The organism is Streptacidiphilus melanogenes, from assembly GCF_000787835.1.
Lineage (GTDB): Bacteria > Actinomycetota > Actinomycetes > Streptomycetales > Streptomycetaceae > Streptacidiphilus > Streptacidiphilus melanogenes.
Window position 1 is genome coordinate 235,010 of sequence record NZ_BBPP01000004.1, and the last position, 22,922, is coordinate 257,931.

The 22,922-nt window shown below is 73.5% G+C and carries 23 protein-coding genes; 16 read left to right on the forward strand and 7 right to left on the reverse strand.

Translation table 11 applies throughout. The features are described 5' to 3' along the window. Window positions 1–59: 59 nt before the first annotated feature. Both TR49_RS06755 and TR49_RS06760 read right to left on the reverse strand, forming a co-directional pair. Entirely contained in the window at window positions 60–275 is a 216-nt protein-coding gene (locus TR49_RS06755; protein WP_042378241.1) for a hypothetical protein, read from the reverse strand. Between the two features lie 35 nt (window positions 276–310). Next, window positions 311–796, reverse strand: a complete 486-nt coding sequence (locus TR49_RS06760; protein WP_152627102.1) for a hypothetical protein — start codon at window positions 794–796, stop codon at window positions 311–313. Between the two features lie 286 nt (window positions 797–1,082). Between TR49_RS06760 and TR49_RS06765 the strand changes: the two genes are divergently transcribed. From TR49_RS06765 to TR49_RS06795, 7 genes are all read left to right on the forward strand, one after another. Continuing rightward, a complete protein-coding gene (locus tag TR49_RS06765) occupies window positions 1,083–1,517 on the forward strand; it encodes a CBS domain-containing protein (RefSeq protein WP_042378244.1) in 435 nt (144 codons plus the stop codon). A gap of 221 nt (window positions 1,518–1,738) precedes the next feature. Further along, window positions 1,739–2,011 (forward strand): DUF6400 family protein, encoded by a 273-nt coding sequence (locus TR49_RS06770; protein ID WP_042378487.1) that lies wholly within the window; start codon window positions 1,739–1,741, stop codon window positions 2,009–2,011. Further along, a complete protein-coding gene (locus tag TR49_RS06775) occupies window positions 1,998–2,231 on the forward strand; it encodes a hypothetical protein (RefSeq protein ID WP_042378246.1) in 234 nt (77 codons plus the stop codon). Before TR49_RS06770 ends, TR49_RS06775 begins: the two co-directional genes overlap by 14 nt. A 272-nt stretch (window positions 2,232–2,503) precedes the next feature. Beyond that, window positions 2,504–3,676, forward strand: a complete 1,173-nt coding sequence (locus TR49_RS06780) for an alanine--tRNA ligase-related protein (protein ID WP_042378247.1) — start codon at window positions 2,504–2,506, stop codon at window positions 3,674–3,676. A gap of 97 nt (window positions 3,677–3,773) precedes the next feature. Beyond that, complete coding sequence (locus tag TR49_RS06785) at window positions 3,774–4,601, forward strand: polysaccharide deacetylase family protein (RefSeq protein ID WP_052434063.1); 828 nt, start codon at window positions 3,774–3,776, stop codon at window positions 4,599–4,601. Window positions 4,602–4,748: 147 nt separating this feature from the next. Beyond that, the gene (locus tag TR49_RS06790) at window positions 4,749–6,386 is read left to right on the forward strand and encodes a molybdopterin-dependent oxidoreductase (protein ID WP_439654083.1); all 1,638 of its coding nucleotides are present in this window, start codon (window positions 4,749–4,751) and stop codon (window positions 6,384–6,386) included. A gap of 64 nt (window positions 6,387–6,450) precedes the next feature. Further along, window positions 6,451–7,107, forward strand: coding sequence for a fasciclin domain-containing protein (locus TR49_RS06795; RefSeq protein WP_042378251.1), 657 nt, complete (start codon window positions 6,451–6,453; stop codon window positions 7,105–7,107). Window positions 7,108–7,145: 38 nt separating this feature from the next. On the opposite strand, the gene TR49_RS06800 is transcribed toward TR49_RS06795, so the two are convergent. From TR49_RS06800 to TR49_RS06815, 4 genes are all read right to left on the reverse strand, one after another. Continuing rightward, the gene (locus tag TR49_RS06800) at window positions 7,146–7,586 is read right to left on the reverse strand and encodes a hypothetical protein (protein ID WP_042378253.1); all 441 of its coding nucleotides are present in this window, start codon (window positions 7,584–7,586) and stop codon (window positions 7,146–7,148) included. Between the two features lie 4 nt (window positions 7,587–7,590). Continuing rightward, a complete protein-coding gene (locus TR49_RS06805) occupies window positions 7,591–8,958 on the reverse strand; it encodes a cryptochrome/photolyase family protein (protein WP_042378254.1) in 1,368 nt (455 codons plus the stop codon). A gap of 108 nt (window positions 8,959–9,066) precedes the next feature. Further along, window positions 9,067–10,416 (reverse strand): acyltransferase family protein, encoded by a 1,350-nt coding sequence (locus tag TR49_RS06810; protein ID WP_052434064.1) that lies wholly within the window; start codon window positions 10,414–10,416, stop codon window positions 9,067–9,069. Next, window positions 10,413–11,132, reverse strand: a complete 720-nt coding sequence (locus tag TR49_RS06815) for a serine hydrolase (RefSeq protein ID WP_052434084.1) — start codon at window positions 11,130–11,132, stop codon at window positions 10,413–10,415. The genes TR49_RS06810 and TR49_RS06815 overlap by 4 nt, the downstream gene beginning before the upstream one ends. 663 nt (window positions 11,133–11,795) lie before the next feature. Here TR49_RS06815 and TR49_RS06820 point away from each other — a divergent pair. The 5 genes from TR49_RS06820 to TR49_RS06840 all read left to right on the forward strand — a co-directional run bounded on the left by TR49_RS06820 (window position 11,796) and on the right by TR49_RS06840 (window position 17,633). Beyond that, the gene (locus tag TR49_RS06820) at window positions 11,796–13,073 is read left to right on the forward strand and encodes a polysaccharide deacetylase family protein (protein WP_063770037.1); all 1,278 of its coding nucleotides are present in this window, start codon (window positions 11,796–11,798) and stop codon (window positions 13,071–13,073) included. A gap of 611 nt (window positions 13,074–13,684) precedes the next feature. Next, a complete protein-coding gene (locus TR49_RS06825) occupies window positions 13,685–15,508 on the forward strand; it encodes an ABC transporter ATP-binding protein (protein ID WP_052434065.1) in 1,824 nt (607 codons plus the stop codon). A gap of 99 nt (window positions 15,509–15,607) precedes the next feature. After that, on the forward strand, window positions 15,608–16,561 hold the full coding sequence (locus TR49_RS06830) for an AraC family transcriptional regulator (RefSeq protein WP_236653247.1): 954 nt from the start codon (window positions 15,608–15,610) through the stop codon (window positions 16,559–16,561). A gap of 149 nt (window positions 16,562–16,710) precedes the next feature. Beyond that, complete coding sequence (locus TR49_RS06835; RefSeq protein ID WP_052434066.1) at window positions 16,711–17,127, forward strand: STAS domain-containing protein; 417 nt, start codon at window positions 16,711–16,713, stop codon at window positions 17,125–17,127. After that, the gene (locus TR49_RS06840; protein WP_042378256.1) at window positions 17,124–17,633 is read left to right on the forward strand and encodes a hypothetical protein; all 510 of its coding nucleotides are present in this window, start codon (window positions 17,124–17,126) and stop codon (window positions 17,631–17,633) included. The genes TR49_RS06835 and TR49_RS06840 overlap by 4 nt, the downstream gene beginning before the upstream one ends. A 328-nt stretch (window positions 17,634–17,961) precedes the next feature. On the opposite strand, the gene TR49_RS06845 is transcribed toward TR49_RS06840, so the two are convergent. Beyond that, window positions 17,962–18,432: a MarR family winged helix-turn-helix transcriptional regulator gene (locus tag TR49_RS06845; protein ID WP_042378257.1), complete on the reverse strand. Its 471-nt coding sequence runs from the start codon at window positions 18,430–18,432 to the stop codon at window positions 17,962–17,964. A gap of 96 nt (window positions 18,433–18,528) precedes the next feature. On the opposite strand from TR49_RS06845, the gene TR49_RS06850 reads away from it, so the two are divergent. From TR49_RS06850 to TR49_RS43600, 4 genes are all read left to right on the forward strand, one after another. Next, window positions 18,529–18,921: a nuclear transport factor 2 family protein gene (locus tag TR49_RS06850; protein ID WP_042378258.1), complete on the forward strand. Its 393-nt coding sequence runs from the start codon at window positions 18,529–18,531 to the stop codon at window positions 18,919–18,921. A gap of 185 nt (window positions 18,922–19,106) precedes the next feature. Further along, window positions 19,107–20,267, forward strand: a complete 1,161-nt coding sequence (locus TR49_RS06855) for a lactonase family protein (RefSeq protein ID WP_042378259.1) — start codon at window positions 19,107–19,109, stop codon at window positions 20,265–20,267. A 122-nt stretch (window positions 20,268–20,389) separates the two neighbouring features. Further along, window positions 20,390–22,066 carry an NAD(P)/FAD-dependent oxidoreductase gene (locus TR49_RS06860; protein ID WP_042378262.1) on the forward strand — a complete coding sequence of 559 codons (1,677 nt, stop codon included), beginning with the start codon at window positions 20,390–20,392 and terminating at the stop codon, window positions 22,064–22,066. Then, window positions 22,063–22,922 (forward strand): cyclic nucleotide-binding domain-containing protein (locus TR49_RS43600; RefSeq protein WP_042378499.1); only part of this gene is annotated, 860 nt, incomplete at its 3' end. The genes TR49_RS06860 and TR49_RS43600, both read left to right, overlap by 4 nt.

Below are 22,922 nucleotides of genomic sequence, written 5' to 3' on the forward strand. Positions count from 1 at the left end.
ACGACCGAGGTCTGGCCTGCTGCGACGTCCGGGCCGGCCGACGGCTCGGGAGCCCGGGGTCAGTCCTTGAGCAGGTTCCGGACGACCCGCTCGGCGGCCTCGTCCTCCGCCGCGACGGGGGACACCTCGTCGAGGGTGTCGAGGTCGGTGTCCTCGGTGAGCTCCGTCTCCCAGGCGTCGGCCAGCTGCTGCTGCCGCTCGCGGGGCTGCGCGCGGACCTTCTCGCGGCTGGCGGGGCTGAGCGCGGCGAGGAAGCGGGTGAGTTCGTCTGGCACGGGAGTCTCCGGGAGAGGTGGGGGACGGGGCCCGCTCAGTCCTGCCGTTCGGCCGCGGCCTGGAGCTGTTCCACCAGCGGCCGGGCGAGACGGTGGAGCGCGGGCGGTTCGGCGCGGACGTGCCACCACTGGCAGCGGCCGGGCCAGGACAGCGCGCCGTCCGCCGGCACGGTGACGTCGAAGGCGATCTGGAGGACCTCGTTGTCGTCCGACGTCCGGTAGGTGGCGGTGGTGGCGAAGGCCGCGCGCCAGGAGGCCAGGCCCAGGTGGCGGGCGCAGAGCCAGTCGAGCGTGAGCGCGACGGTCTCGGTGGGGCGGACCCAGGCGACGGGGAGCGCCCAGACGTCGGCGTCTGCGCTCTGGTCGACGAGAAGCACGTAGTCGTGGGCGTCGCGGGGTCGGACCAGGGCCAGGATCTGGAACTGGGTGATGCCCGCGCGGCGGGCGTCGTCGATGAGGCGCTGGGTGTCGCGCGGGACATCCAGCTCGATGGGCTGAGTGCGCTGCTGGGCCATGGTCACCCCTCAAGGATGACGCCCCACGGTTGGGAGGCACCGACTGGGCTGGGCCGAACGCGGCACCCCGCCCTCCGGTGCGGGAGCCGGGGCCCGAACGGGCGAATCGGGTCGGCTGCGGGGCGGGCCCGGTGGCGACGGGATGCGGGCGGTTCGTGTGCGTTGGGTGACCGCGCTCGGCGGGCAGCGTGTGGCGGCCGTTCCTAGGGTGGGACCGCGGCTACCGGACCGGACGATTCGACCGCAGCCGAGCGGCCGAGCGGCTTCGCGAGCCGTCGTTGGGAGGTCGACGATGACCAGGGCACGTGACGTGATGCATGCGGGGGCGTTCTGCATCGGCGAGGACGATTCGCTGATGGACGCGGCGCGGATGATGCGCGACCACGGCGTGGGCGCACTGCCGATCTGCGGGCAGGACCAGAAGCTGAAGGGCATCATCACGGACCGCGACATCGTTCTGCGCTGTCTGGCCGAGGGCAAGGACCCGGCCATGATGAAGGCGCGGGAACTGGCCGGGCACCTGCACTGCGTGCGGGCCGACGACGACATCGAGACCGTGCTGCGCAGGATGGAGCGGCACCAGATCCGCCGCATCCCGGTGATCGACGGCGACCGGCTCGTCGGCGTCATCAGCGAGGTCGACCTGGCCACCGGGCACCGCGAGGGCCAGCGTCTGACGGATCAGCAGATCCTTGAGTTCATGGACAAGATGTACATGAAGGCCTGAACTTCCAGGCGGCCGATCCACGGTCCGGCCGGTGGCGGGAGACCTCCACCGGTCGGACCGAACCATGTTCGAGGCCGACCGGAGCAGGCCGAACGGCGTCCGCTCCGGGAATGTCTGTTTGAGCACACAGGACCGCTTCTCCCTTCCGCGGAATGCCTCGTTCCTGATAGGCACGTCCACGAGGACCCCACAGGACGACGCGGAGAGGCAGCGGTGTGACCATGACGTGTGACCAGGCAGGATGCGAGCACGGTGGCGAGCACGGGCTCATATCCTTCGACGTCGACCTGACGCTGGAGGAGGGTCGCCGACGCGCGCTGGTGCTGGCCGCGCTCGGGCCGGACTGGGACCCGGTGGCCGTGCTGCGCGACGAGGACGCCGCCCACGCGCTGCTGTATTCCGGGCTCGACGCCGAGCAGCAGCGCATCCATGACGAGCTGGTCGCCGCGGGCGTCCTGCCCCCCGCATCGGAGCACGGCCGTGCTGCCGATTGACCCGCAGGCGGACATCGGCCGCCGCGCGTGGGTGGACTGCCCCTCGTGCGACGACTCCGACGGCTGCTTCACCTGCGAGTCGAACCGCACCTGCGCGGACCACTGGCGCTACCTGCTGTCGCACACCGGCAGCCGGATCCACCTGCAGTGCCCGTCCTGCACGCACGTGTGGGCCCACGAGACGCGGTTCGGCGCGGGCTCCGGCCCAGGAGCCTGCTGAACGACGAGAGCGGCCCGGCCGACAGCCGGCGGGTAATGCGTGTGACCGGCCACAGCGAGCGCGTTACCCTCTGATGCATGGACGTCACAGGTCGAACCATGATCACGGCCGCGCGAGCGACGAGCTCGCCGGTCGCCCCCGCCTGACGTCTTCCCTCTTCCACGCCGGCGACCGGACACGGTCCGCCGGTCGTGCCATGGCTTCCTCCTGGTCGCGTTGATCGCGTGGACTCGTGGTCCGGCGCCTTCCGCCCGTTCGCGAAGGAGCCACCCATGCACAGCGACCAGATCGTCCGCACGTTCGTCGAGTACTTCGAGGAGCGCGGCCACCGACGGATCACCGGCTCGACCCTGCTGCCGCCGCCGGGCGACCGGGTCCTCTTCACCACCTCCGGCATGCACCCGCTCACCCCCTACCTCGAGGGACGCCCCCATCCGCTCGGCAGCCGGCTGGTCAACCTGCAGCGCTGTCTGCGCACGACGGACCTCGACGAGGTCGGCGACGACACCCACCTGACCGTCTTCGAGATGCTCGGCACCTGGTCGCTCGGCGACTACGACGGGCGGCAGAGCCTCGACTGGGGCTACGGACTGCTCACCGAGGGATTCGGCATCGATCCGGGCCTGCTCCACGCCACGGTCTTCGGCGGCGACGGCCTCACCGGCCCGGACGTCTCCTCCCTGGAGCTGTGGCAGGAACGCGGCGTGCCGGTGGAGCTGACCGTGGAGGACAACTGGTGGTCCAACGGGCCGACCGGCCCGTGCGGCCCCGACTCGGAGATCTTCCTGTGGACCGGCGAAACCGACACCCCGCCGCAGTCGACCCCGACGACCGACGACCGCTGGGTGGAGGTGTGGAACCACGTGATGATGCGTCACCGGCGGCTCGAAGACGGCACGCTGGTGCCGCTGGGCCGCCGCAACGTCGACACCGGCCTCGGCCTGGAACGGCTCGCCTGCCTGTTGCAGGGGCGGTCGTCGGTGTTCGAGTGCGACCTCTTCGAGCCCTGGCGCCGCATCCTGCCGGGCCCGTGGCCGCTGGACGAACGTTCGCTGCGGCTGGTCTGCGACCACCTGCGCTCGGCCGTGGTGGTGATCGGCGACGGCGTCCGGCCGTCCAACACGGGCCGCGGCTACGTGCTGCGGCGACTGGTCCGACGGGTGCTCACCGTCCTGCGCGGGGACGATCCTTCGCGCGGTCTCGTCGACCTGCCGGACGAGCTGGTCCGGCACACCCTGGACCGCTTCCGTCAGCAGGAGGACCCGGAAACAGTGCGGCGGGTGCTGCTCGACGAGGAGCGGCGCTTCGACCGGCTCCTGGAGCGCGGCCGTCAGGTGCTGTCCCGCCCCCGGTTCCGGGGCCCGCTCGGTGAGGAGGACCTGCACTACCTGCACGAGACCCACGGCCTGCCGCGCGAGCTGGTCCTGAGCCTGCGGGCCGGGTGACGCGTCGGCACACCTCTTCTCCTCCGGCTTCCGGCTCTTCCGTCTTCCGGCCCATCGGCCGTGATCGGCGCAGCCCGGCGGGGTAGGGATGCGGGCCATGACAGACGTGTCGACGGCTTCGAGCGTCTCGCGCCGCGTCCTGCTCTCGCTGGGCGGGCTGACGCTGATCTCCGCGTTCGCGCCTCCCGCCGCCGCGGCGGCCTCACCCGGTGCGGCGAAGGCCCCCGCGGCGGCACGGCCGCCGTCCCCGATGAGGCCGGGGGAGATGAGGCCGGGGCAGGTGCTCGGGGACTCCCACCCCGTCGGGGTGACGACGCCTCACGAAACGGGCCTGAACCGTCACCGCCCCCAGTACTACGTGCACAAGGGCTCGCACGCGATCGCGCTCACCATCGACGACGGGCCCCATCCCCGCTACACGCCGCAGGTCCTCGCGCTGCTGCAGCGCTACGGCATCACCGCCACGTTCTGCCAGATCGGCGATGAGATCGGGCGCCACCCCGCACTGGTGCGCGAGGTCGCCGACCAGGGACACCTGATCGCCAACCACACCTGGACCCACCCCGACCTCGTACGCGAGACCCGGACCGCGGTCCGCGAGGAGATCGTGCGCACCAGCGAGATCCTCGAGCGGACGACCGGCCGGACGCCGGATCTCTTCCGCGCCCCCTACGGCGCCTGGTCCAGCCGCGTCCTGGCCGAATGCCGGACCCAGGGCCTGCGGCCGCTCGACTGGTCCGTCGACCCGAGGGACTGGTCCCGGCCGGGCGTGTCCAGCATCGTCCGCACCATCCTGCGCACCACGCGCACCGGCTCGATCATCCTCGAGCACGACGGCGGCGGCGACCGCTCCCAGACCGTCGCCGCACTGCGCACCGTCCTGCCGCGACTCCTCGACGAGGGCTACCACTTCGTCACGCCCTGACGGGGCGGGCCCGGGCGGCGTCGCGGTCGGACGGGTCCGGGCCGAGGTCCGGGCCGAGGTCCGGGGCAGCGTCCGGGTCGGGATCCAGCCTGGGGTCGGGGCCGGGCCGGGACCCGTCCGACCGGCGCGCAGGACCGAATGAGCGGTGTGAGCAGATTCCGCACCGCGGTCAGAGGAGCGGCGAGCGGCCTGGGGGCCGCCGCTGCGGCCCTCGCGGCCGGTGACCTCGCCGCCGCCTTCACCGGGCCCGGGAGCGCGCCGGTGCTCGCGGTCGGATCGGCCGCGATCGACCTGACGCCGACCCCGCTCAAGGACTGGGCGGTCCGGCACTTCGGCACGCAGGACAAGACCGTGCTGCTGGCCGGGATCTACGCGACCATGGTCGTCCTCGCCGTGCTCGCCGGGCTGCTCGCGCTGCGCAGTCTCCGCGCCGGGGTCGCGGTCTTCGCGCTGTTCGCCGGGCTGGGGCTGTGGGCCGCGTCCTCTCGCGACGCGGCGCTGCTGCCCTCGGTCGTGGCCGGTCTCGCCGGTGCGGCGCTGCTGACCGTCCTGATCCGGGCGGGACGGCCCTCGGCCCCCGACGGCGCAACAACGACGGTTCCCGGGACGGGGCATGGCATGGGCGACCGCACGGGTCCCGGCGCGGGCGAGAGCGGAGGGGAGAGCGCGGGGCACGGCGCGGATCCGGGCCCGGAGCGCGGCGCGCGCCGCGACCTGGGCCGCCGCGGGTTCCTGGTGGCCCTGGCCGCCACCGCGGTGGGCGTCGCGGTGGTCGAGACGGCGGCGCGGGCCCTCACCGCCGCGCGCTACGACGTCGCCAGGGCCCGCGCCGCACTGCGGCTTCCGGCCCCCGTCCGCCCGCTGCCGCCGGTGCCCGCCTCGGCGCATCCGGTCGTGCCGGGACTGGCCCCGTTCGTGACCCCCGACTCCGCCTTCTATCGCGTCGACACCGCCCTGACGCTGCCCCAGGTGCAGCCGTCCAGCTGGACCCTGCGCATCCACGGCCTGGTGGACCACCCCGTCGAGCTCTCCTTCGACGAGCTGCTGCGGCGGCCGCTGCGCGAGGTCGACTACACGCTCTCCTGCGTCTCCAACGAGGTCGGCGGACCGTATGTCGGCACCGCTCGCTGGCTCGGCGTTTCCCTGGCCGACCTGCTGCGCGAGACGGGGGTGCGACGCGGAGCGGAGCAGCTGATCGGCCGGTCGGCCGACGGGATGACGATCGGCACCCCGGTCGAACTCGTCCTGGACGGTCGCGACGCACTGCTGGCGGTGGGGATGAACGGCGAGCCGCTGCCGGTCGCGCACGGCTTCCCCTGCCGGTCCCTGGTGCCGGGCCTGTTCGGCTACACCTCGGCGACCAAGTGGCTGGTCGACCTCGAACTGACCACGTTCGCGGGCCTCGACCCCTACTGGGTGCGCCGAGGCTGGGACCGTACGGGCCTGGTCAGGACGGCCTCACGCATCGAGGTCCCCGCGCCGTTCGCCCGCGTCGCGCCCGGGCGGGTGACGGTCGCCGGAACGGCCTGGGCGACACACCGGGGTGTTGCGGCGGTCGAGGTCCGCGTCGACGACGGCCCGTGGCACGAGGCCCGCCTTGCGACGGCGGTGAGCCCCGACGTCTGGCGCCAGTGGACCTGGAACTGGAACGCCGTCGGCTCCGGCCCGCACACCCTCGAAGTCCGCGCCACCGACGGCACCGGAACCGTGCAGCCGCAGACGCGCCACCCGCCCTTCCCGTCCGGGGCGACCGGCTGGCACAGCACGGTCGTCACGGTGACCTGACCCGCTTTCAGCACCCGGCCCCGCTCCATCACACACGGAAGTACAAGGCAAGGAAGTGATCCCGATGGCTGTCATCCTCCGTCCCACCTCCCGGCACGCGGCGCTGGGCGCCGCCGCGGCGGCGGGTCTTCTCGCGGTGACCCTGTCCGCCTGCAGCAGTGGCGGCTCCACCGGCAACGCCATGGCCAGTCCCGCCGCGGCCGGCAGCGCGTCCGCGGCCGCGTCCGATCCGGGCATGGCCGCCTCGACCGTGCCGTTCGGCTCCGCCTGCGCGGCCGTGCCCACGAGCGGCGCGGGCAGCTTCTCCGGCATGGCGCAGGACCCGGTGGCCACCGCCGCCTCGCACAACCCCGCGCTGTCCACCCTGGTCACCGCCGTGGAGAAGGCAGGGCTGACCGACACCCTCAACTCCGCCAAGGACATCACCGTGTTCGCGCCGACGAACGACGCGTTCGCGAAGATCCCGAAGGCCACCCTGGACTCCGTGCTGAACGACAAGGCGGAGCTCACCAAGATCCTCACCTACCACGTGGCTCCCGGCCGGCTCAGCCCGAGCGCGCTCGCCGGCACCCACAGGACCCTGGAGGGCAGCGACCTGACAGTCACCGGCTTCGGCGAGAAGTTCACCGTCAACGGCACCTCGACGGTCGTCTGCGGAGACGTGCGCACCGCGAACGCGACCGTGTACATCGTCGACACGGTGCTGATGCCGAAGTCCTGACCGGACCGCGGGCGGGCCCGCGGTGCGGGCCGGCGCGCTCAGCCCAGCAGCGCGGCCAGAACGCGACCGAAGACGAGCCGCGCCACGCCCGCCACCACGGGATCGAAGGCCGCCGGAAGGCCCCTGACGCGGATCTCCTCCACCCAGAGCGCCTCGGCGCGCCCGTCGTCGGCGGTCGCGGGGCGGACCCTGAACTCGGCCCAGCCGCGGACGACGCGGCCCCGCTTCTCCAGACGGCACAGACCCGCCCGGCCCGCGCCGGGCGGGTCGAACCTGACGATCTCCATCGGGTCGTCGAAACCGAACGGGCCGACGACGGTGCGCGCGAGGATCACGTCGCCCGCCGCCCGCCCGGAGCCGCGCGTCGCGGACACCCGGGTGAACGGCACCCGGTCCCCGTGACGGGACCAGTCGGTGAGCCGTTCGAAGCACTCGTCGGCGGTGAGCGGCGCGGTGCGCCGCAACAGGAAGGTCGCCACGGGCTCAGTCCAGACCGCGACGGGAGCGGAACCGGGCGAGGGCGGCGTCGAGCGCCACCAGCGGTTCGGGGTAGCCCAGTTCGGCGCGGAGCCCGGCGGGGAGTTTCCACGGCTCGTGGATCGCGGGGGCGCCGACGCGGGCCAGCTCTGGCACCCAGCGGCGCACGTAGGCGCCGTCGGGGTCGTAGCGCTTGGCCTGCGTGACGGGGTTGAGGACCCGGTTGGGCCGGGTGTCGGTGCCGGTGCCCGCGACCCACTGCCAGTTCAGCTGATTGTTCGCGACGTCGCCGTCGACGAGCAGGGAGAGGAAGTGCCGCGCGCCCGCGCGCCAGTCGAGGCCGAGGGTCTTGCAGAGGAAGCTCGCGGTGATCATGCGGGCCCGGTTGTGCATCCAGCCCTCGGCGCGCAGTTGCCGCATGCCCGCGTCCACCAGCGGGTAGCCGGTGCGGCCCTGCTCCCAGGCCTCCAGCTCGCCGGGCGCGTGCCGCCAGCGGTCGTGGCGGGAGCGGTAGTCGGACCGTGCGGCGTCCGGGCGGGCCGCCAGCACCTGGTGGTGGAAGTCGCGCCAGGCGAGCTGGCGCTCGAAGGCGGCTGCGCCCGCCGTCCCCGCCTTCCGCGCGCGGTGGACGAGCTCGGTCGCGGAGAGGCAGCCGAAGTGCAGGGCGGGGGAGAGGCGCGAGGTGAGGTCGTCGGCCAGGGCGTCGTGTTCGTCGTCGTAGGCGTCCACGTGCCGGTCGAACCAGCGCTTGCCGCGGCGGCGCGCCTCGGTCTCCCCGCCCGGCGTGAGCTCGGGCGAGAGTGCGTCCTGGTCCGGCCGCGGCGGCAGCGGGTCCGAGGCGGGCCGGTCCGGGGTGCTCAGCTGCCGCGGCGCCGGCAGCGGTCGTCGCAGCGGGGCGTCGGACCAGCGGCGCAGATAGGGCGTGAAGACGGCGTAGTGGTCCGATCCCGAGGGCACGACGGAGCCGGGCGCGACGGCGGTGACCACCGCCTCGTGCGTCACCAGCGCGACCCCGGCGTCGCCCAGCGCCGCCCGCAGCCGCTCCTCGCGGGCGCGGGCGAAGGCGCTGTGGTCGGCCGCGACGTGGACCTCCGCCGCCCCGGCGTCCGCCGCCAGGCGCGCGACCTCCTGTGCGACGGGTCCGTGCCGCACCACCAGCCGGCTGCCGAGACCGTGCAGGCCCCGGTCGAGATCGGCCAGGCAGTCGTGCAGGTAGGCGAGCCGGTTGGGTGCGGCGAACCCGGCGGCCTGGACCCCGGGGTCGTGCACGAAGACCGGAAGGACCTGGTCCCGCCCCGCCGCTGACGCCGCGTACAGGACCGGATTGTCCGTCAGCCGCAGGTCGCGGGTGAACAGACAGATGCGTACCGTCATGCCGTCGCTCTCGATGTGTCGGTGTGTCGATGGGTCGATGTCGGATGCCCGCCGGTCAGCGCCCGGCCCGCCCTCGATCATCCCGGTGCCGGGAGGTCGCGAGGCCGGTCAGTGCACCCTCTCCCGGGTATTCGTGGCCGCGGGGCCCGCGGACGGGTGCGGGGCGGAAAAATCCAGCGGCGAGCGCGGCACGAGCCGCCGCCCGAGACGCTGCGCGGGAAGCTCGACCCACCGGTGGGTCAGCGAGGCGAGGGCCACCAGCACGACCAGGAACGCGCCGCAGCAGAGCACCTGCTCGCGCAGGCCCTCGGGCCGGAGGCGGACGACGGCGAACAGCCACAGCAGGGAGTTCAGCAACGGGACGTGGAGGAGGTAGACGCTGTAGCTGATCGTGCCGAGCCCGCGCAGGGGCCGTGGCATCGGGCGGCCCCGGAGCAACCAGCCCAGCAGGAACACGGCCCAGGCCCCGGCGAAGCCGGCACACCAGCTCCCGGCGGAGGCGGTCCAGAGCAGGTTCAGACTGCGGCCGCCCTGCTCTTCGCCGGCCACGAGGCAGCCCACGAAGGCCAGGCCGCAGCAGAGCACCGCCTGTCGGCGGCCGATCTGCGCGTGTTCCGCCCGGTGGACGGTGGCGCCGGCGAACATCGTGGCGAGGATGGACATGGACTCGAACCCGGCGGTGCGGCCGTTGAGGACGACCAGGGTCAGCGCCAGTGCGCCGAGTACGGCCGCCCCGGTCCGGGTGGCCACCCGGCTGCCGGTGAGGATGCAGGCCAGCGCGAGGACCGCCGCCAGCGCCGTGGCGGCGACGACCGGCGCCTCGCCGACGGCACCGCCCGACAGCAGCCTGTGCGGCAGAGCGCTCCCCGCGAAGACCCCGACGGCGGCCAGCCCGAGCGCGACCGGCCCGCTGGAGCGGTGCCGGCCGAACGCGAACAGCGCCGTGACCAGGTAGTAGAACACCATCTCGTAGGAGAGCGTCCAGGCGACCCGCAGCGCGCCGTCGACGCCCAGCAGGTCGGACAGCATCAGCGCGTTGCCCACGCCGGTCGGCCACTGCCGGTACACGTGGGCGGCGACGGCCGCGTGTGCGGCGGGAAGCAGCGCTCCGAGGAAGGTGACCACCACGAACGGCGGATGGAGCCGGAACAGCCGACCCACCCAGAACGCCCGGAGGTCGCCCCGGCGCTCCAGGGAGGCCGGCACGATGTAACCGCTGATCAGGAAGAAGAGGAAGACGCCGAACATCCCGAGGTCCAGCCGCTGGTGTTCGACCCGGAAGGGCCCGGGCAGCAGCCACGGCCCGACGTGCTGGAAGACCACGCAGAGGGCGGCCGCGCCGCGGAGGGCGTCGAGCCAGCCCAGCCTGGGGGCGGCCGCTGGGGAGGGCGCGGGAACGGGGTGTGTCCGCACCGCTGCCGCGGATGCGGCGCGGCCGAGCCGGACCCCGTCGGTCACGGGCCGCCCACGGCCGTGGCGGCGGCCTTGGCCACCGCCTGGGCGAGGGTGATGCCGGCGGTCTCGGACACGTCCTTGTCGGACAGGACCGCGATCAGCAGCAGCCGGCCGTGACGGACGACGCCGCCGATGCTGTTGATGGTCCAGGTGCCGTCGTTGCGGGGCAGCCATCCGTTCTTGAGGGCGAAGCTCCCGTCGGCGGCCGCGCTGACGCCCCAGTTCTGGTCGGCCTCGACCTGCCCCATCAGCCGTTGGATGTAGGCGCGGGAGGAGGCGGAGAGGACCGACCGGGGGGTGAAGACCTGTTGCAGAAGCCGCAGTTGGTCGGAGGCCGTGGTAGTGGTCAGCCCCCAGTGCGGGTCGTGCACGTGGGTGTGCGTCAGGCCGAACCTGCGGTTCGCCCGGCTCAGCCCCTGGGCTCCGCCCGCCTGCCGGAAGAGCTGGTTGGCGCACCCGTTGTCGCTGGCCTCGATCATGCGCGTGGCCAGGGCCCGCTGGGCGGAGGTCAACCCCGAGGCCCCCGCGTCCTGGCGCTCGAGCAGCAGCGTCGACAGGATGTCGACCTTGGCGATGCTGGCGGTGACGAAGGCGTGCGAACCGTCGTCGCGGACCAGGGTCCGTCCGTTGCCCGGATCCAGGACGGCGACCGCCGCGTGCAGCGGCGCCTGCCCGAGGATCCGGTCCAGGGTCGCGGCGGAGTCGGCGTCGGAGGACACGGCCTGACGCGATCGCGGAGCCGCCGGACGGGTCGGGGTCGGTGCGGGGACCGCGGGCCGGGTCGGGGACGCCGCCGGGAGGGTGCGCCAGGACATCCAGGCGTCACTGTGCGGGGCGGGCCTCGGCTGCGCCTGGCAGCCCGCGAGCAGTGCGCACGCCAGCGCGGCCCCCGCCCAGCCGCGGGTCGGCCGTCGCGGGGGGCGCTCGCCCTCCCGAGCGACCGCCGCCCGGGTCGCCACCCGGGCACCAGCATGCCGGTCCATGGCGACCTTCCTGTTGACCTGCCGACGCTTCCGGCATCCCTGGTTACCGGCACGGCCGGGCGGCGTCGCCGCGACCCGCCGGTCGTTCACCGGGAAGGGTGTACACCCTCAGTCGGACGGCGCAGGGTCGTGGGCGGCCTCGGCTGACAGCCGGTCAGCGTGCGGGCGGCGGGCGGTTCGGGCCGCGCGCACCGTGCGTGCGGGACACGCCGTCGGGCGCCCCGAGGCGGTCCGCAGCTGCGTTCCGGACCTGCGCTGATGTTCGCGCGGGCGGCAATTCACCCGGCCGCTCCATTGCATCATGCACGTCTTGGAGGAAGATGTGAGGAATCTGTCCCTCCAGTCCGCCACGGGCCGGTCCGGCGGGACGTCACACCGGCATCGACCCCCAGGAGCCTCATGTCCACCTTCTCGCGTCGGGGTGTCGTCGCCGCGGTCGCCGCAGCCACCACCGCCGCGGTCACCGGCTGCGGCGGTCGCACCGTGTCGAACGGCTCGGCCCCCCATCGGAATTCGGCCGCCGACGCGGAGAAGCCCAAGGTTGCGCAGCCGCTTCGCCTGATCGGCGACGGCTCGATGGCCGACACCGGGCCGCAGCCGTTCCAGCCGGGCGTCGAGCGGATGGAGCCCGGCCGGCGTCCGCCGCAGTTCGTCGTCTTCTCGTGGGACGGGGCCGGCGAGGACAAGAAGCAGCTGTTCTCGCACTTCCGCGCCGTCGCCAAGGAGACCAACGCGACGATGTCGTTCTTCCTGTCCGGCATCTACGTGCTGCCCGAGGGCAAGAAGGACCTCTACCTGCCGCCCGGCCACCGGCCCGGCGCCTCCGACATCGGCTACCTCGCCGACGACCACGTGAAGGCGACGCTGGAGCAGGTCCGGCTGGCGTGGCTGGAGGGTCACGAGATCGGCACGCACTTCAACGGCCACTTCTGCAGCCCCACCTCCGGCGTGGGCACCTGGTCGCCCGCGCAGTGGCGCAGCGAGCTGGAGCAGGCCGTCGGCTTCGTGGCGAACTGGAAGACCAACACCGGCTACCACGACATGGACCCGCTGCCGTTCGACTACGCCAGGGAGCTGATCGGCGGCCGCACGCCGTGTCTGCTCGGCCAGAAGCAGCTGCTGCCGACGGCCGCCGCGATGGGCTGGAAGTACGACGCGAGCTCGCCCGGCGGCCTGCAGATGTGGCCGTCGAAGAAGCTGGGGCTGTGGGACTTCCCGCTGCAGTCGATCCCCTTCCCCGGGCACAGCTTCCAGGTGCTGTCGATGGACTACAACATGCTGGCCAACCAGACCGGCGGCACGCCCAACGGCGACCCGGCCATGCGGCCCTACTGGCAGCAGCAGTCGTACCTGTCGTACATGGCCGGCTTCAACCGCGCCTACAGCACCAACCGCGCGCCGTTCTTCGTCGGCAACCACTTCGAGTCGTGGAACGGCGGCATCTACATGAAGTCCGTCGAGCGGGCGCTGCGTGACATCTCGGCGCACCCGGACGTCCGCCTGGTCTCCTTCCGTCAGCTGGTGCAGTGGCTGGAGGCCCAGGATCCGGCGGTGCTGGACCGGCTGCGCACGCTCGCGCCGGGGCAGGCGCCCGGGGACTGGCGTGACTACACGGACGTGCCGGCGGCGCGCCGCCCGGTGGCGGTGCAGGGCGGCCGAGCGGTCGCCCGGACCTGAGGACCGCCCCGCGACACACCTGCCGTGCCCCTGTTTCGGCGCGAGCTCGACGACGAGCTCGCGCCGATTCTGCGTTTCTCCGAGGCCGCACCCCCGTTCGGTGAGAGTTTCTCATCTTCCGACTGTCGTGGCGGTGGTCCGGTCGACGGTCTCCTGGCTGCTGCGATTTGTGTACGTCTTATGTGCATTGGTCCATCCGTGTGAGCGGCGTGGTCACGCGTTCGGCGCAATTCCATGAGCGCCGCACAAGAACTGACGACGCGTAATCTCATGTGTCTCTCAGCGTCAGATGACCGTGTGCGGGCGTGAGTTTTGTCACGATCGTCCTGTTCCTCCAGCGAGGTGCTGGAAGCAGGAACGTAAGGAATTCCGAAAAAGGAGAAATCAGATGAGCTTCCGTTTCCCGGGAACCCGCGGCCGTGACCACGACTGGCGGGACCGCGACCGTCACGACCGTCGGCACCACTGCCGTGGCCGCCGCGGCCGCCGTCACGGCTGGTGACGATCGCTGAAGCGGTAAACGGCGACACGTAGTTCGGGGCGGGTCCGCAGCACGGGGCAGCGGACCCGCCCCTCGCTTTGGGTTCATTGGGACGAGAGGAACGCGACAGATGGGACCGACCATGCCGACGGACGCGCCGGCGCCGGCCGACGTCGAGCTGCTGCCCGGGGAGCCGGTACCGGCCGCCCCAGCGCTCGTCGAGGCCGCGCAGGAGGAGCCGGCCGGCGGCCCCGGAGGGGGGCGGCTGAACGCACTGGTCCGGTTCTGGCCGCTGACCCGGGGGGACAGGCGCTGGCTGGCCCTGGTCAGCGTGTCGATGGTGGCGACCGGTCTGGCGGAGACCGTGGCCGTGCTGTTGTTCGGGCACCTCACCGACAGCGCCCTGCAGACGGGCTCGCTGCACGCCTACTGGGGACCGGCCGGGGTCTGGCTGGCCGTCAGCGCCGCCGCCGCGCTGATCGGGTTCGGCGGCAACTGCCTGGGCGCGTGGGTCGGTGAGCGCTTCATCCTGCGCCTGCGCGCCCGCGTCTTCGCCCACCTGCAGCGACTCCCCGTCCAGTTCTTCCAGCGGCACCGGGCCGGCGACCTCGTGGAGCGGCTCACCGGGGACGTCACGGCGGTCGAGGAGCTGGCCGTGACCGGCTCGATCGGCATCGCCTCCGCGCTGGTCAACGTGGTCCTGTTCGGTGCCGCGCTGGTGTGGCTGCGCTGGGACATGGCCCTGGCCGTCCTCGCCGCCTCGCCCGTGTTCTGGCTGGCCGCACGCCGGATGACCGACCGGGTCGACGTCGCGGCCCACGCCCAGCGGGCCGCCGACGGCGCGGTGAGCGCGGTGATCGAGGAGTCCCTGCGGGGTGTGGCACTGCGGCGGATGTTCGGCCGGGCGGGGGAGGAGGAGCGGCGTCTCGACATCGAGGCGGGGCGCTGGCTGCGCGCCACGATGTCGGCGGTGCGCCTGGAGGAGTGCTACCACCAGGTGGTGGTCGTGCTGGAGTCGCTGTGCGTGCTCGGAGTCGTCGGACTGGGCACCTGGGAGGTCGGGCACCACCGGATGACGGTCGGTCAACTCCTGTCCTTCGCCGCCTTCCTCGGCTGCCTGTATCCGCCGTTGCAGTCTCTCGGCCGTACCACGCTGCTCGTCACGTCCGCCGCCGCGGCGGCCGAGCGGGTCGCGGAGATCTGGGACGCCCCCGTCGCCGAGGACGTCCTCGCTGCCGTGGACGTCCTCGCCGAACAGGACGCCGCCGACGCGGGCGAACCGCTCGACGGGCTGTGCCCGGCCCTGGAGTTCAGCGGTGTCACCCTCCGCCTCCCCGGTGCGGGGCATGCGCTGCTGCGCGACGTGACCCTCGCCCTCGGCGCCGGGCGGACCGCGGTGGTCTCCGGGCCGAGCGGCGCCGGAAAGTCCACCCTGGCGCGGCTCGCCCTCCGCCTCGTCGAGCCGACGCACGGGCAGGTGCGGTTGAACGGCCGTCGGCTGGACCGGATCCCGCCGGAGCGCCTGCACGACGGGATCACCTTCGTGCCGCAGCACACCGACCTGCTCCCCGCCTCCGCCGCCGACAACATCGGCGTGGCCAGGCCCGGAGCGACCCGCGCCGAGATCACCGCGGCGGCGCAGGAGGCGGGCCTCCACGACGCGCTGAACGACCTGCCGCAGGGTTACGACACCGTCTTCGACCCCGAGCACCCCGGGCTCTCCGGCGGGGAGTTGCGCCGCCTCGCCCTCGCCCGCGCCTGCCTGCGCGCGGCCCCGGTCTGGATCGTGGACGAGCCCGTCTCCGGCCTGGACCCGCAGGCCGCCGCCGCGACCCTGGCCGTCCTACGCCGACGTGCGGCGGACCACGCGATGCTGATCATCAGCCACGACCCGGGCGTGTACCCGTGGGCGGACTCGCATCTGGTCCTGCGCGAGGGACGCCTGTCCGGCTGAAGTCCCCTGCTGATGCCGGACACGGCCCCGTCGGCGGGCGTAGGGTCGGCCACGCGGGGACCATGAAGACGTGGTGTCGCACGGAAGGTGAGCCGGCGGATGAAGACGCGGATGGAGACGCTGTCCTTCGACAGCGACAGCCTGGAGGACACGGAGGCCTTCCTGTCGTCCGCCTACACGCCCATGCGCATCGGCGGGCCCACCGAGGACACGCGTGCGCGGATCGAGCGGCGGGCCGTCGGCACGCTGACGGTGGACCGCCTGTCGTTCGGGTACGACATGGGCTACGACGCCGGCAGCCTGGGCCGGGTGTGCCTGCTGAGCGTGCACAGCGGAACCCTGGTCGACCGCACGTCCGGGCGGGAGGAGGTCTTCGGCCCCGGGGAGACGTTCCTGCTCGCGCCCCCGGACCAGCCCTATCGGGGGGAGGTCCGCTCCGCCCGCTACACCATCGCCATGTTCGACCTCGCCGTGCTGGAGAAGGTCGCGGGCAACCCGCCCGACGCGGGACCGGTCCGCCTCACCGGCGCCCGCCCGGTGACGCCGGCCGCGGACCGGCAGCTGGCCGACGTGGTCGCCTACCTGCGCGACGGCCTGCTGGACAACCCGGCCGCCTGGCAGTCGCCGCTGGTGGTGGCAAGCGCCGTGCAGCATCTGGCCGCCGCCACCCTGGCCGCGCTGCCCAACAGCACGCAGACGCCGCCGACCCGTCGGGACAGCCGTGACGGGGGGAACGACACGCTGCGCCGGGCCACCGTCTTCGTCGACGAACACGCCCACGAGGACATCGGTCTGGACGACATCGCCCGCGCCGCGGGGGTGACCCCGCGCGCACTGCAGTACGCCTTCCGTCGACACGCCGGGACCACCCCCATGGCACACCTGCGCACGGTCCGCCTCGACCTGGCCCACAAGGACCTGCTCGCCGCCGACCCGGCGACCGCCACCGTCACCGGGATCGCCGCGCGCTGGGGCTTCTGGCACCCCGGGCACTTCGCCGACCACTACCGCCGCGCCTACGGACAGGGCCCCGGCCGCACCCTGCGCGGGTAAGGACGGGCCCCGGCACAGGTCGGGGCGGCTCTGTTTCGTTTTCGGGACGGCCGAAGGTTTCGCAGCGAAGGTAGTGACAGGCGACCGTTCGCCGGGACCCTGGAGTTGCCCTGTCCCACGAGCCGAGCCCCGACGAGGCGGTGACGTCCATGCACCCCGCGCAGCCCAGGTCCGCTGCCTCGTTCTCCTGTCACCGCCGTCCGGACGGCACCGTCGTCTGCCGGGTGCGCGGCCACGTCGACGTCGACAGCCGTACCGCCGTGCGTGACGCGTTCCGGTTCGCCCTCGACCTCGTCCCGAGCCACTGCACGCTCGTCGTCGACCTGGCCGACCTGGCTTTCTGCGACTCGACGGGGCTCAACGCCCTGCTCCGGCTGCGCCACGACGCGCAGCAGAAGCACACGCACATGGTCCTGTCCGGACCGGGGCGCCAGTTCCGGCGGCTGCTCGAGGTCACCGGCGCGGACGCGCTGTGGACCGTCCACCCGAACATCGACGCGGCGGTCCGTGCCGCCGCGTCGGCGCCTCGGCCGGGCCTGCCGCCCCACGAGCCGGAGGCCCGATGACCGTCGACCACACCGGGACGGCGGCGGCGGACGCGGCCGCGCGGTTCGACGCCGCACACGCTGCCCTTGCCCGGGCCGAGCGTGAACTCGCCCAGGACGGACGGCCGCTGACGGCGCGGGACGAAGTGGTCACCCGCCACGTCCTGGAGCCTCTCGACGCCCTCGCCGCGCTCGACCGGTCTGCCCAGGGCAGAGGCCCGGCACGGCGCAGCGATCCGGACGACGAGGCGGCGCTGCAGCGTGAGGCGCTCGCCGCCGTCGCGGTCGCCGTCCTGCACACCGAGGGCGGCCTGCGCCTGCTGTTCGCCGCCACCTGCGCGGCCCTGGAACCCCTCCTCCACCCCAGTGCCCCCGAGCCCGGCGGGCTCTTCCGGGCCCCGGGCGACGCGGACCCCCACGGCGCGGATCACCGCGCGGAGGCGGCACAGGTCCTGCGCCGCCTGCGCGACGTGCTCCACACCGCTCTCGCCGCCCACCGTCCCGACCCGGCGGCCCCGCCGGGTTAGGGCCTGTTCGAGGGTCCGGAGGATTCCGGCCGTCGGTCGGTGCGCGTGCCTCCGCGCGGCGTGTCGCGGACCCTCGTGCAGGTGTGTCACGCCGGGGACACCTCCGGCCGGGCGGGAGCTGCACCGTCCCCGGGCACCCGTCCCGCCCGGCAGGGATGGGCGGGACGGGCCGGGGCAGGCGCGGAGCATGGAGCGGAGGCCGGTCACAGGCAGCGGGGAGGGCGCCGGGGCGTCGGGCCCGTGCGCGTTCGTGCTGGCGGGGGCGGGGCGGGGGTTGGGCGCGGCCCTCGACGCCGGGCGGGTGATCCAGCGCCGAGCGCGGGTCGTCTCAGCCCTGGCCGGCGTCGGCGCCGTCGTCCGCGAAGGGGCCTTCGTCGACGAAGCGCCGCAGGCAGCGGGCGAAGACCTCGGCGTCCGTCCCGGGCCAGGCGTCGAGTGAGCGCTCGATGCGGGCGGCCAGGCGCTGCCGGGTGACCTGGATCAGCTCGCGCCCCTCGTCCGTGACGGCCAGCAGGGTGGCGCGGCCGTCGGCGGGATCGGGTTCGCGTCGCAGCAGCCCCGCACGTTCCAGGCGGTCGGCGCGGCGCGTCACGGTGGTGCGGTCCAGCTCGACGGCCCGCCCGAGGTCGGCCGCGCTGCACGGGCCGGTCCTGGTCAGGCCGCTGAGCACGGGATAGGTGAGCTCGTCCAGCGCCTCGCCGAGGCCCTCGGTGAGGTGGGCGTAGAGGCGGGCGCGCGTGGTGCGGCGCAGGAGCGTTCCGAGGGCGTCGGCGATCTCCTGGCCCGTCGTGGTCGTCACGCCCTCAGTTTAGCGTGCGCGACGCACGCTTTTGCTGGTACGGTTCAGATGCGTGCTTGAAGCACGCATCTTGCTCCGACAAACCGAGGGACTCCCATGCCCAACACCGACATCCGCAGCGCCATGACCGACCTGCTCTTCACCCCGGGCCTCTCCCTGGACGAGGCCGCGGACCGGCACTTCGCCCCCGACTACCGCCAGCGGACCGACGGCGAGTGGGCCGACCGCACGCAGTTCCTCGCCCACATCGCCCATCTGCGCGACGTCGTCGCCGGTGGCTCGGTCCGGGTGGACGACGAGCTCGTCCAGGGTGACCGGTACGCCGACCGGCACACGGTGGACGTCACCAAGAAGGACGGGTCCACCGTCCAAATGGAGGTCTACGTCTTCGCCGAGTTCGCCCCCGACGGCCGGTTCCGCCGCATCGAGGAGACCACCCTCCTGCTCCAGGGCGGCGCGGACGACCGCAACCTCGGCAGCGCCCGCTGAGCCGAGCTCCCGCAGGGGATCTGGTGCACCGTCAACAGCCGTCCGGTCCGGGCAGCGTGGGGTGGGTCGGAAGCGGCGGCACGCCGCCGTTCCCGACCTGCCCGACCGCAGCCAAGAGGCGACATATCGTCATCAAGCGGTCATTCCACCGGTGAACACCACGATCCCCTCCTGGAGGCACCACCATGCGCACAGGCCCCCGACGTCTCGGCACGGCCGTCGCCACCGCCCTGGCCACCCTCACGGCGCTCGTCGCCACCGCCCCCGCGACCTCCGCCGCGACCGGCGCCGGCGTCGCCAAGGACGCCGGCGGCTCCCACGCCGTCTTCGTCCAGACCAACGACCCTGCGGGCAACCAGATCGTCGCCTACCACCGCGAGGGGAACGGCCGGCTCATCCGGACCGGCACCTTCGACACCGGCGGCAAGGGCGGCCAGCTGCAGGGCTCGGTCGCGGACCACCTGGCCTCGCAGGGCGCGCTGACCTACGACTCCGCCCACGGCCTGCTGTTCGCCGTCAACGCGGGAAGCAACACGGTGTCGGTCTTCTCCGTGCGCGGCGACCGTCTGGAGCTGCGTCAGGTCATCCGTTCCGGCGGCCGGTTCCCCGTCAGCGTCGCGGTCCACTGCGACACCGTCTACGTGCTCAACGCCCTGGACGGCGGATCGATCCAGGGCTACACCCTCGACGGCGACCACCTGCGCAGGCACGCCGACTGGCGTCGCCGCCTGGGTCTCGACCCGCACGCCACCCCGCAGTTCACCAACACCCCCGGCCAGGTCGGCTTCACCGGTGACGGCTCCCACCTCGTCGTGACCACCAAGGCCAACGGGAACAACCTCGAGGTCTTCGGCGTGGCGCCCTCCGGCGCGCCGTCCGACCACCCCCGGACGACCAACTTCCCCGACGCGGTCCCCTTCGGCTTCGTCCCCAACGGCCCGCACGGCATCTTCCTGACGGAGGCCGGACCGAACGCGCTGACCACCGTCGACATCCACCGCGACGGCGCCGCCGAGCAGGTCGCCTTCGCGGCGACCGGCCAGCAGGCCACCTGCTGGGTCGTCGCCATCCGCGACCTGCTGTACACCTCGAACGCCGGCAGCAACTCCGTCAGCGGCTTCCGGGCCACCGACCGCGGCCGGCACCTCACCGCCCTCGGCCAGGCGAGCACCGACCCCGGCACCATCGACGCCGCCGCGTCCGAGGGCGGCCGGTTCCTCTACGTGCTCACCGGGGTCAACGGCGTCGTGGACGAGTTCTCCGTCGCGCACGACGGCACCCTGACGCAGATCGGCTCCGCCGTCGTACCGCACGGCGCGGGCAGCGAGGGCATCGTCGCGTTCTGACCCTGACGCGCGCGCAGGGCCTGCCGACGGGCGCCGACGCCCGTCGGCAGGCCGTACCGCGTCCGGGCCAGCAGACTGGAAGGGCTGTTCCGGAACCACGCGACAGTCCTGGGTGGTGAGCCATGGCAGAGGCCGCCGACACGGTGCGGACCGTGATCATGACCGTGGACGACGATCCCGCGGTGTCCCGCGCGGTCGCCCGTGACCTGCGCCGACGCTACGGCGGCGAGTACCGGGTGGTGCGCGCCGAGTCCGGTGGGGACGCGCTGGACGCGCTGCGCGAGCTGAAGCTGCGCGGCGCCCCCGTCGCGGTGATCCTCGCCGACTACCGGATGCCGCAGATGAACGGGATCGAGCTGCTGGAGGAGGCGCTCGACCTGTTCCCCACCGCCCGACGGGTGCTGCTGACCGCCTACGCCGACACCAGCGCCGCGATCGACGCCATCAACGTCGTCGACCTCGACCACTACCTGCTCAAGCCGTGGGAGCCGCCGGAGGAGAAGCTGTACCCGGTGGTCGACGACCTGCTGGAGTCGTGGCGGGCCACCGACGGCCGGGACGTCAACATCACCAAGGTCGTCGGCCACCGGTGGTCCGCCCGGTCCTCACAGATCCGCGAGTTCCTCGCACGCAACCAGGTGCCCTACCGGTGGTACTCCGTCGAGGAGCCGGAGGGTGCGCGGCTGCTCGCCGCCGCGGGCCGGGACAAGCTGCGGCTGCCCTTGGTGGTGACCCCGGACGGCGGCACGCTCGTCGAGCCCGAGGAGCGCGAGCTGGCCGCCGCCGTCGGGCTGTCCACCACGCCCGCGGCCGACTTCTACGACCTGGTCATCGTCGGCGGCGGCCCCGCCGGTCTCGGCGCCGCCGTCTACGGCGCCTCCGAGGGACTGCGCACCGTCCTCGTCGAGCGCGAGGCGACCGGCGGCCAGGCGGGGCAGAGCTCCCGCATCGAGAACTACCTCGGCTTCCCCGACGGCGTCTCCGGCGCGCAGCTCACCGACCGGGCCCGCCGCCAGGCCACCAAGTTCGGCGCGGAACTTCTCACCGCGTCCAAGGTCACCGGCCTCGAGGTGCACGGGGCCGCCCGCACGCTGCGCTTCGCCGACGGAACGAGCATCTCCTCACACGCCGTGATCCTCGCGACCGGCGTGTCGTACCGGCAGCTCGACGCCCCCGGGGTGGTGGAGCTGACCGGGAGCGGCGTCTACTACGGCTCGGCGCTGACCGAGGCGGCGGCCTGCGCGGGCCAGGACGTGTACATCGTGGGCGGGGCGAACTCGGCCGGCCAGGCCGCGATGTTCCTCTCCCGCCGCGCCCGCAGCGTCACCCTGCTGGTCCGGGCGTCGCGGCTGGCCGCGTCCATGTCCTACTACCTGCTCCAGCGGGTCGAGGACGCCCCCACCATCTCCGTGCGCACGGACACCGTCGTGGAGGCCGTCCACGGCAAGGAGCACCTGGAGGGGATGACCCTGCGCAACCGGGTCACCGGGCAGACCGAGAGCGTCGACGCGCAGTGGCTGTACGTCTTCATCGGCGCCGCGCCGCTGACCGACTGGCTGGACGGCACAGTGCTCAGGGACCCGCGCGGCTTCGTGCTGACCGGCCCGGACCTGACCGCCGACGGGCGCCCGCCCGCCGGCTGGGCGCTCGACCGGCCCCCCTACCACCTGGAGACCAACGTGCCGGGGGTTTTCGCGGCCGGGGACGTGCGCGCGGAGTCCGCCAAGCGGGTCGCCTCCGCCGTCGGCGAGGGCGCCATGGCCGTCATGCTCGCCCACCGGTACCTGGAGCAGTCATGACCGCGGGCCCGGTGCGGTGCGACCCGGGAGAGCTGCGCTCGCTGTTCCTGTTCGAGAAGCTGTCGTCCGAACAGCTCGCCGAGCTGTGCCGGGACGGCCGCGTCGAGTGGCACGACCCCGGCCCGGTGTACCGGGAGGGCGAGCCGGCGACGAGCTTCTACGTGCTGTTCCACGGGACCGTGGTGCTCTCGCGCCGGGTCGGCGACCAGGAGGTGGACGTCACCCGCACCTCCGCGCCCGGCGTGTACGCCGGGGCCTTCCAGGCGTACCTCGGCGACCAGGTGCCGCAGGTGTACAACAACTCCCTGCGGGTGACCGAGCGGTCGCGGTTCTTCGTGCTGCCCGCCGAGGCCTTCGCGCAGATCATGCGCGCCTGGTTCCCGATGGCGGTCCACCTGCTGGAGGGCCTGTTCTTCGGGATCAAGAACGCCCAGGAGGCGATCGGCCAACGCGAGCGGCTGCTGGCCCTCGGCTCGGTGACGGCCGGGCTGACCCACGAGCTCAACAACCCGGCCGCCGCCGCGGTGCGCGCCGCCGCGGCGCTGCGCGAGCGCGCCGCGCGGGTGCGCCGCGCGTACGGTGCGCTCGCCGCCGAGCCGCACCCGGCCGAGGAGCTGGCCCGCCTGAACGACCTCCAGGACCTGACGCTCGCCGAGATCGGGCAGGCGCCGGCGCTCGGCCCCCTCCAGGCGGCGGACCGGGAGGACGAGATCGGCGACTGGCTGGAGGAGCACGACATCGCCGACGACGGGCAGCTGGCGCCCGTCCTGGTCCAGGCGGGTCTGGACACCGACTGGCTGGACCGGATCGCGGACTCGGTGCCCGGTGACGCGCTCGGCGGCACGCTGGACTGGCT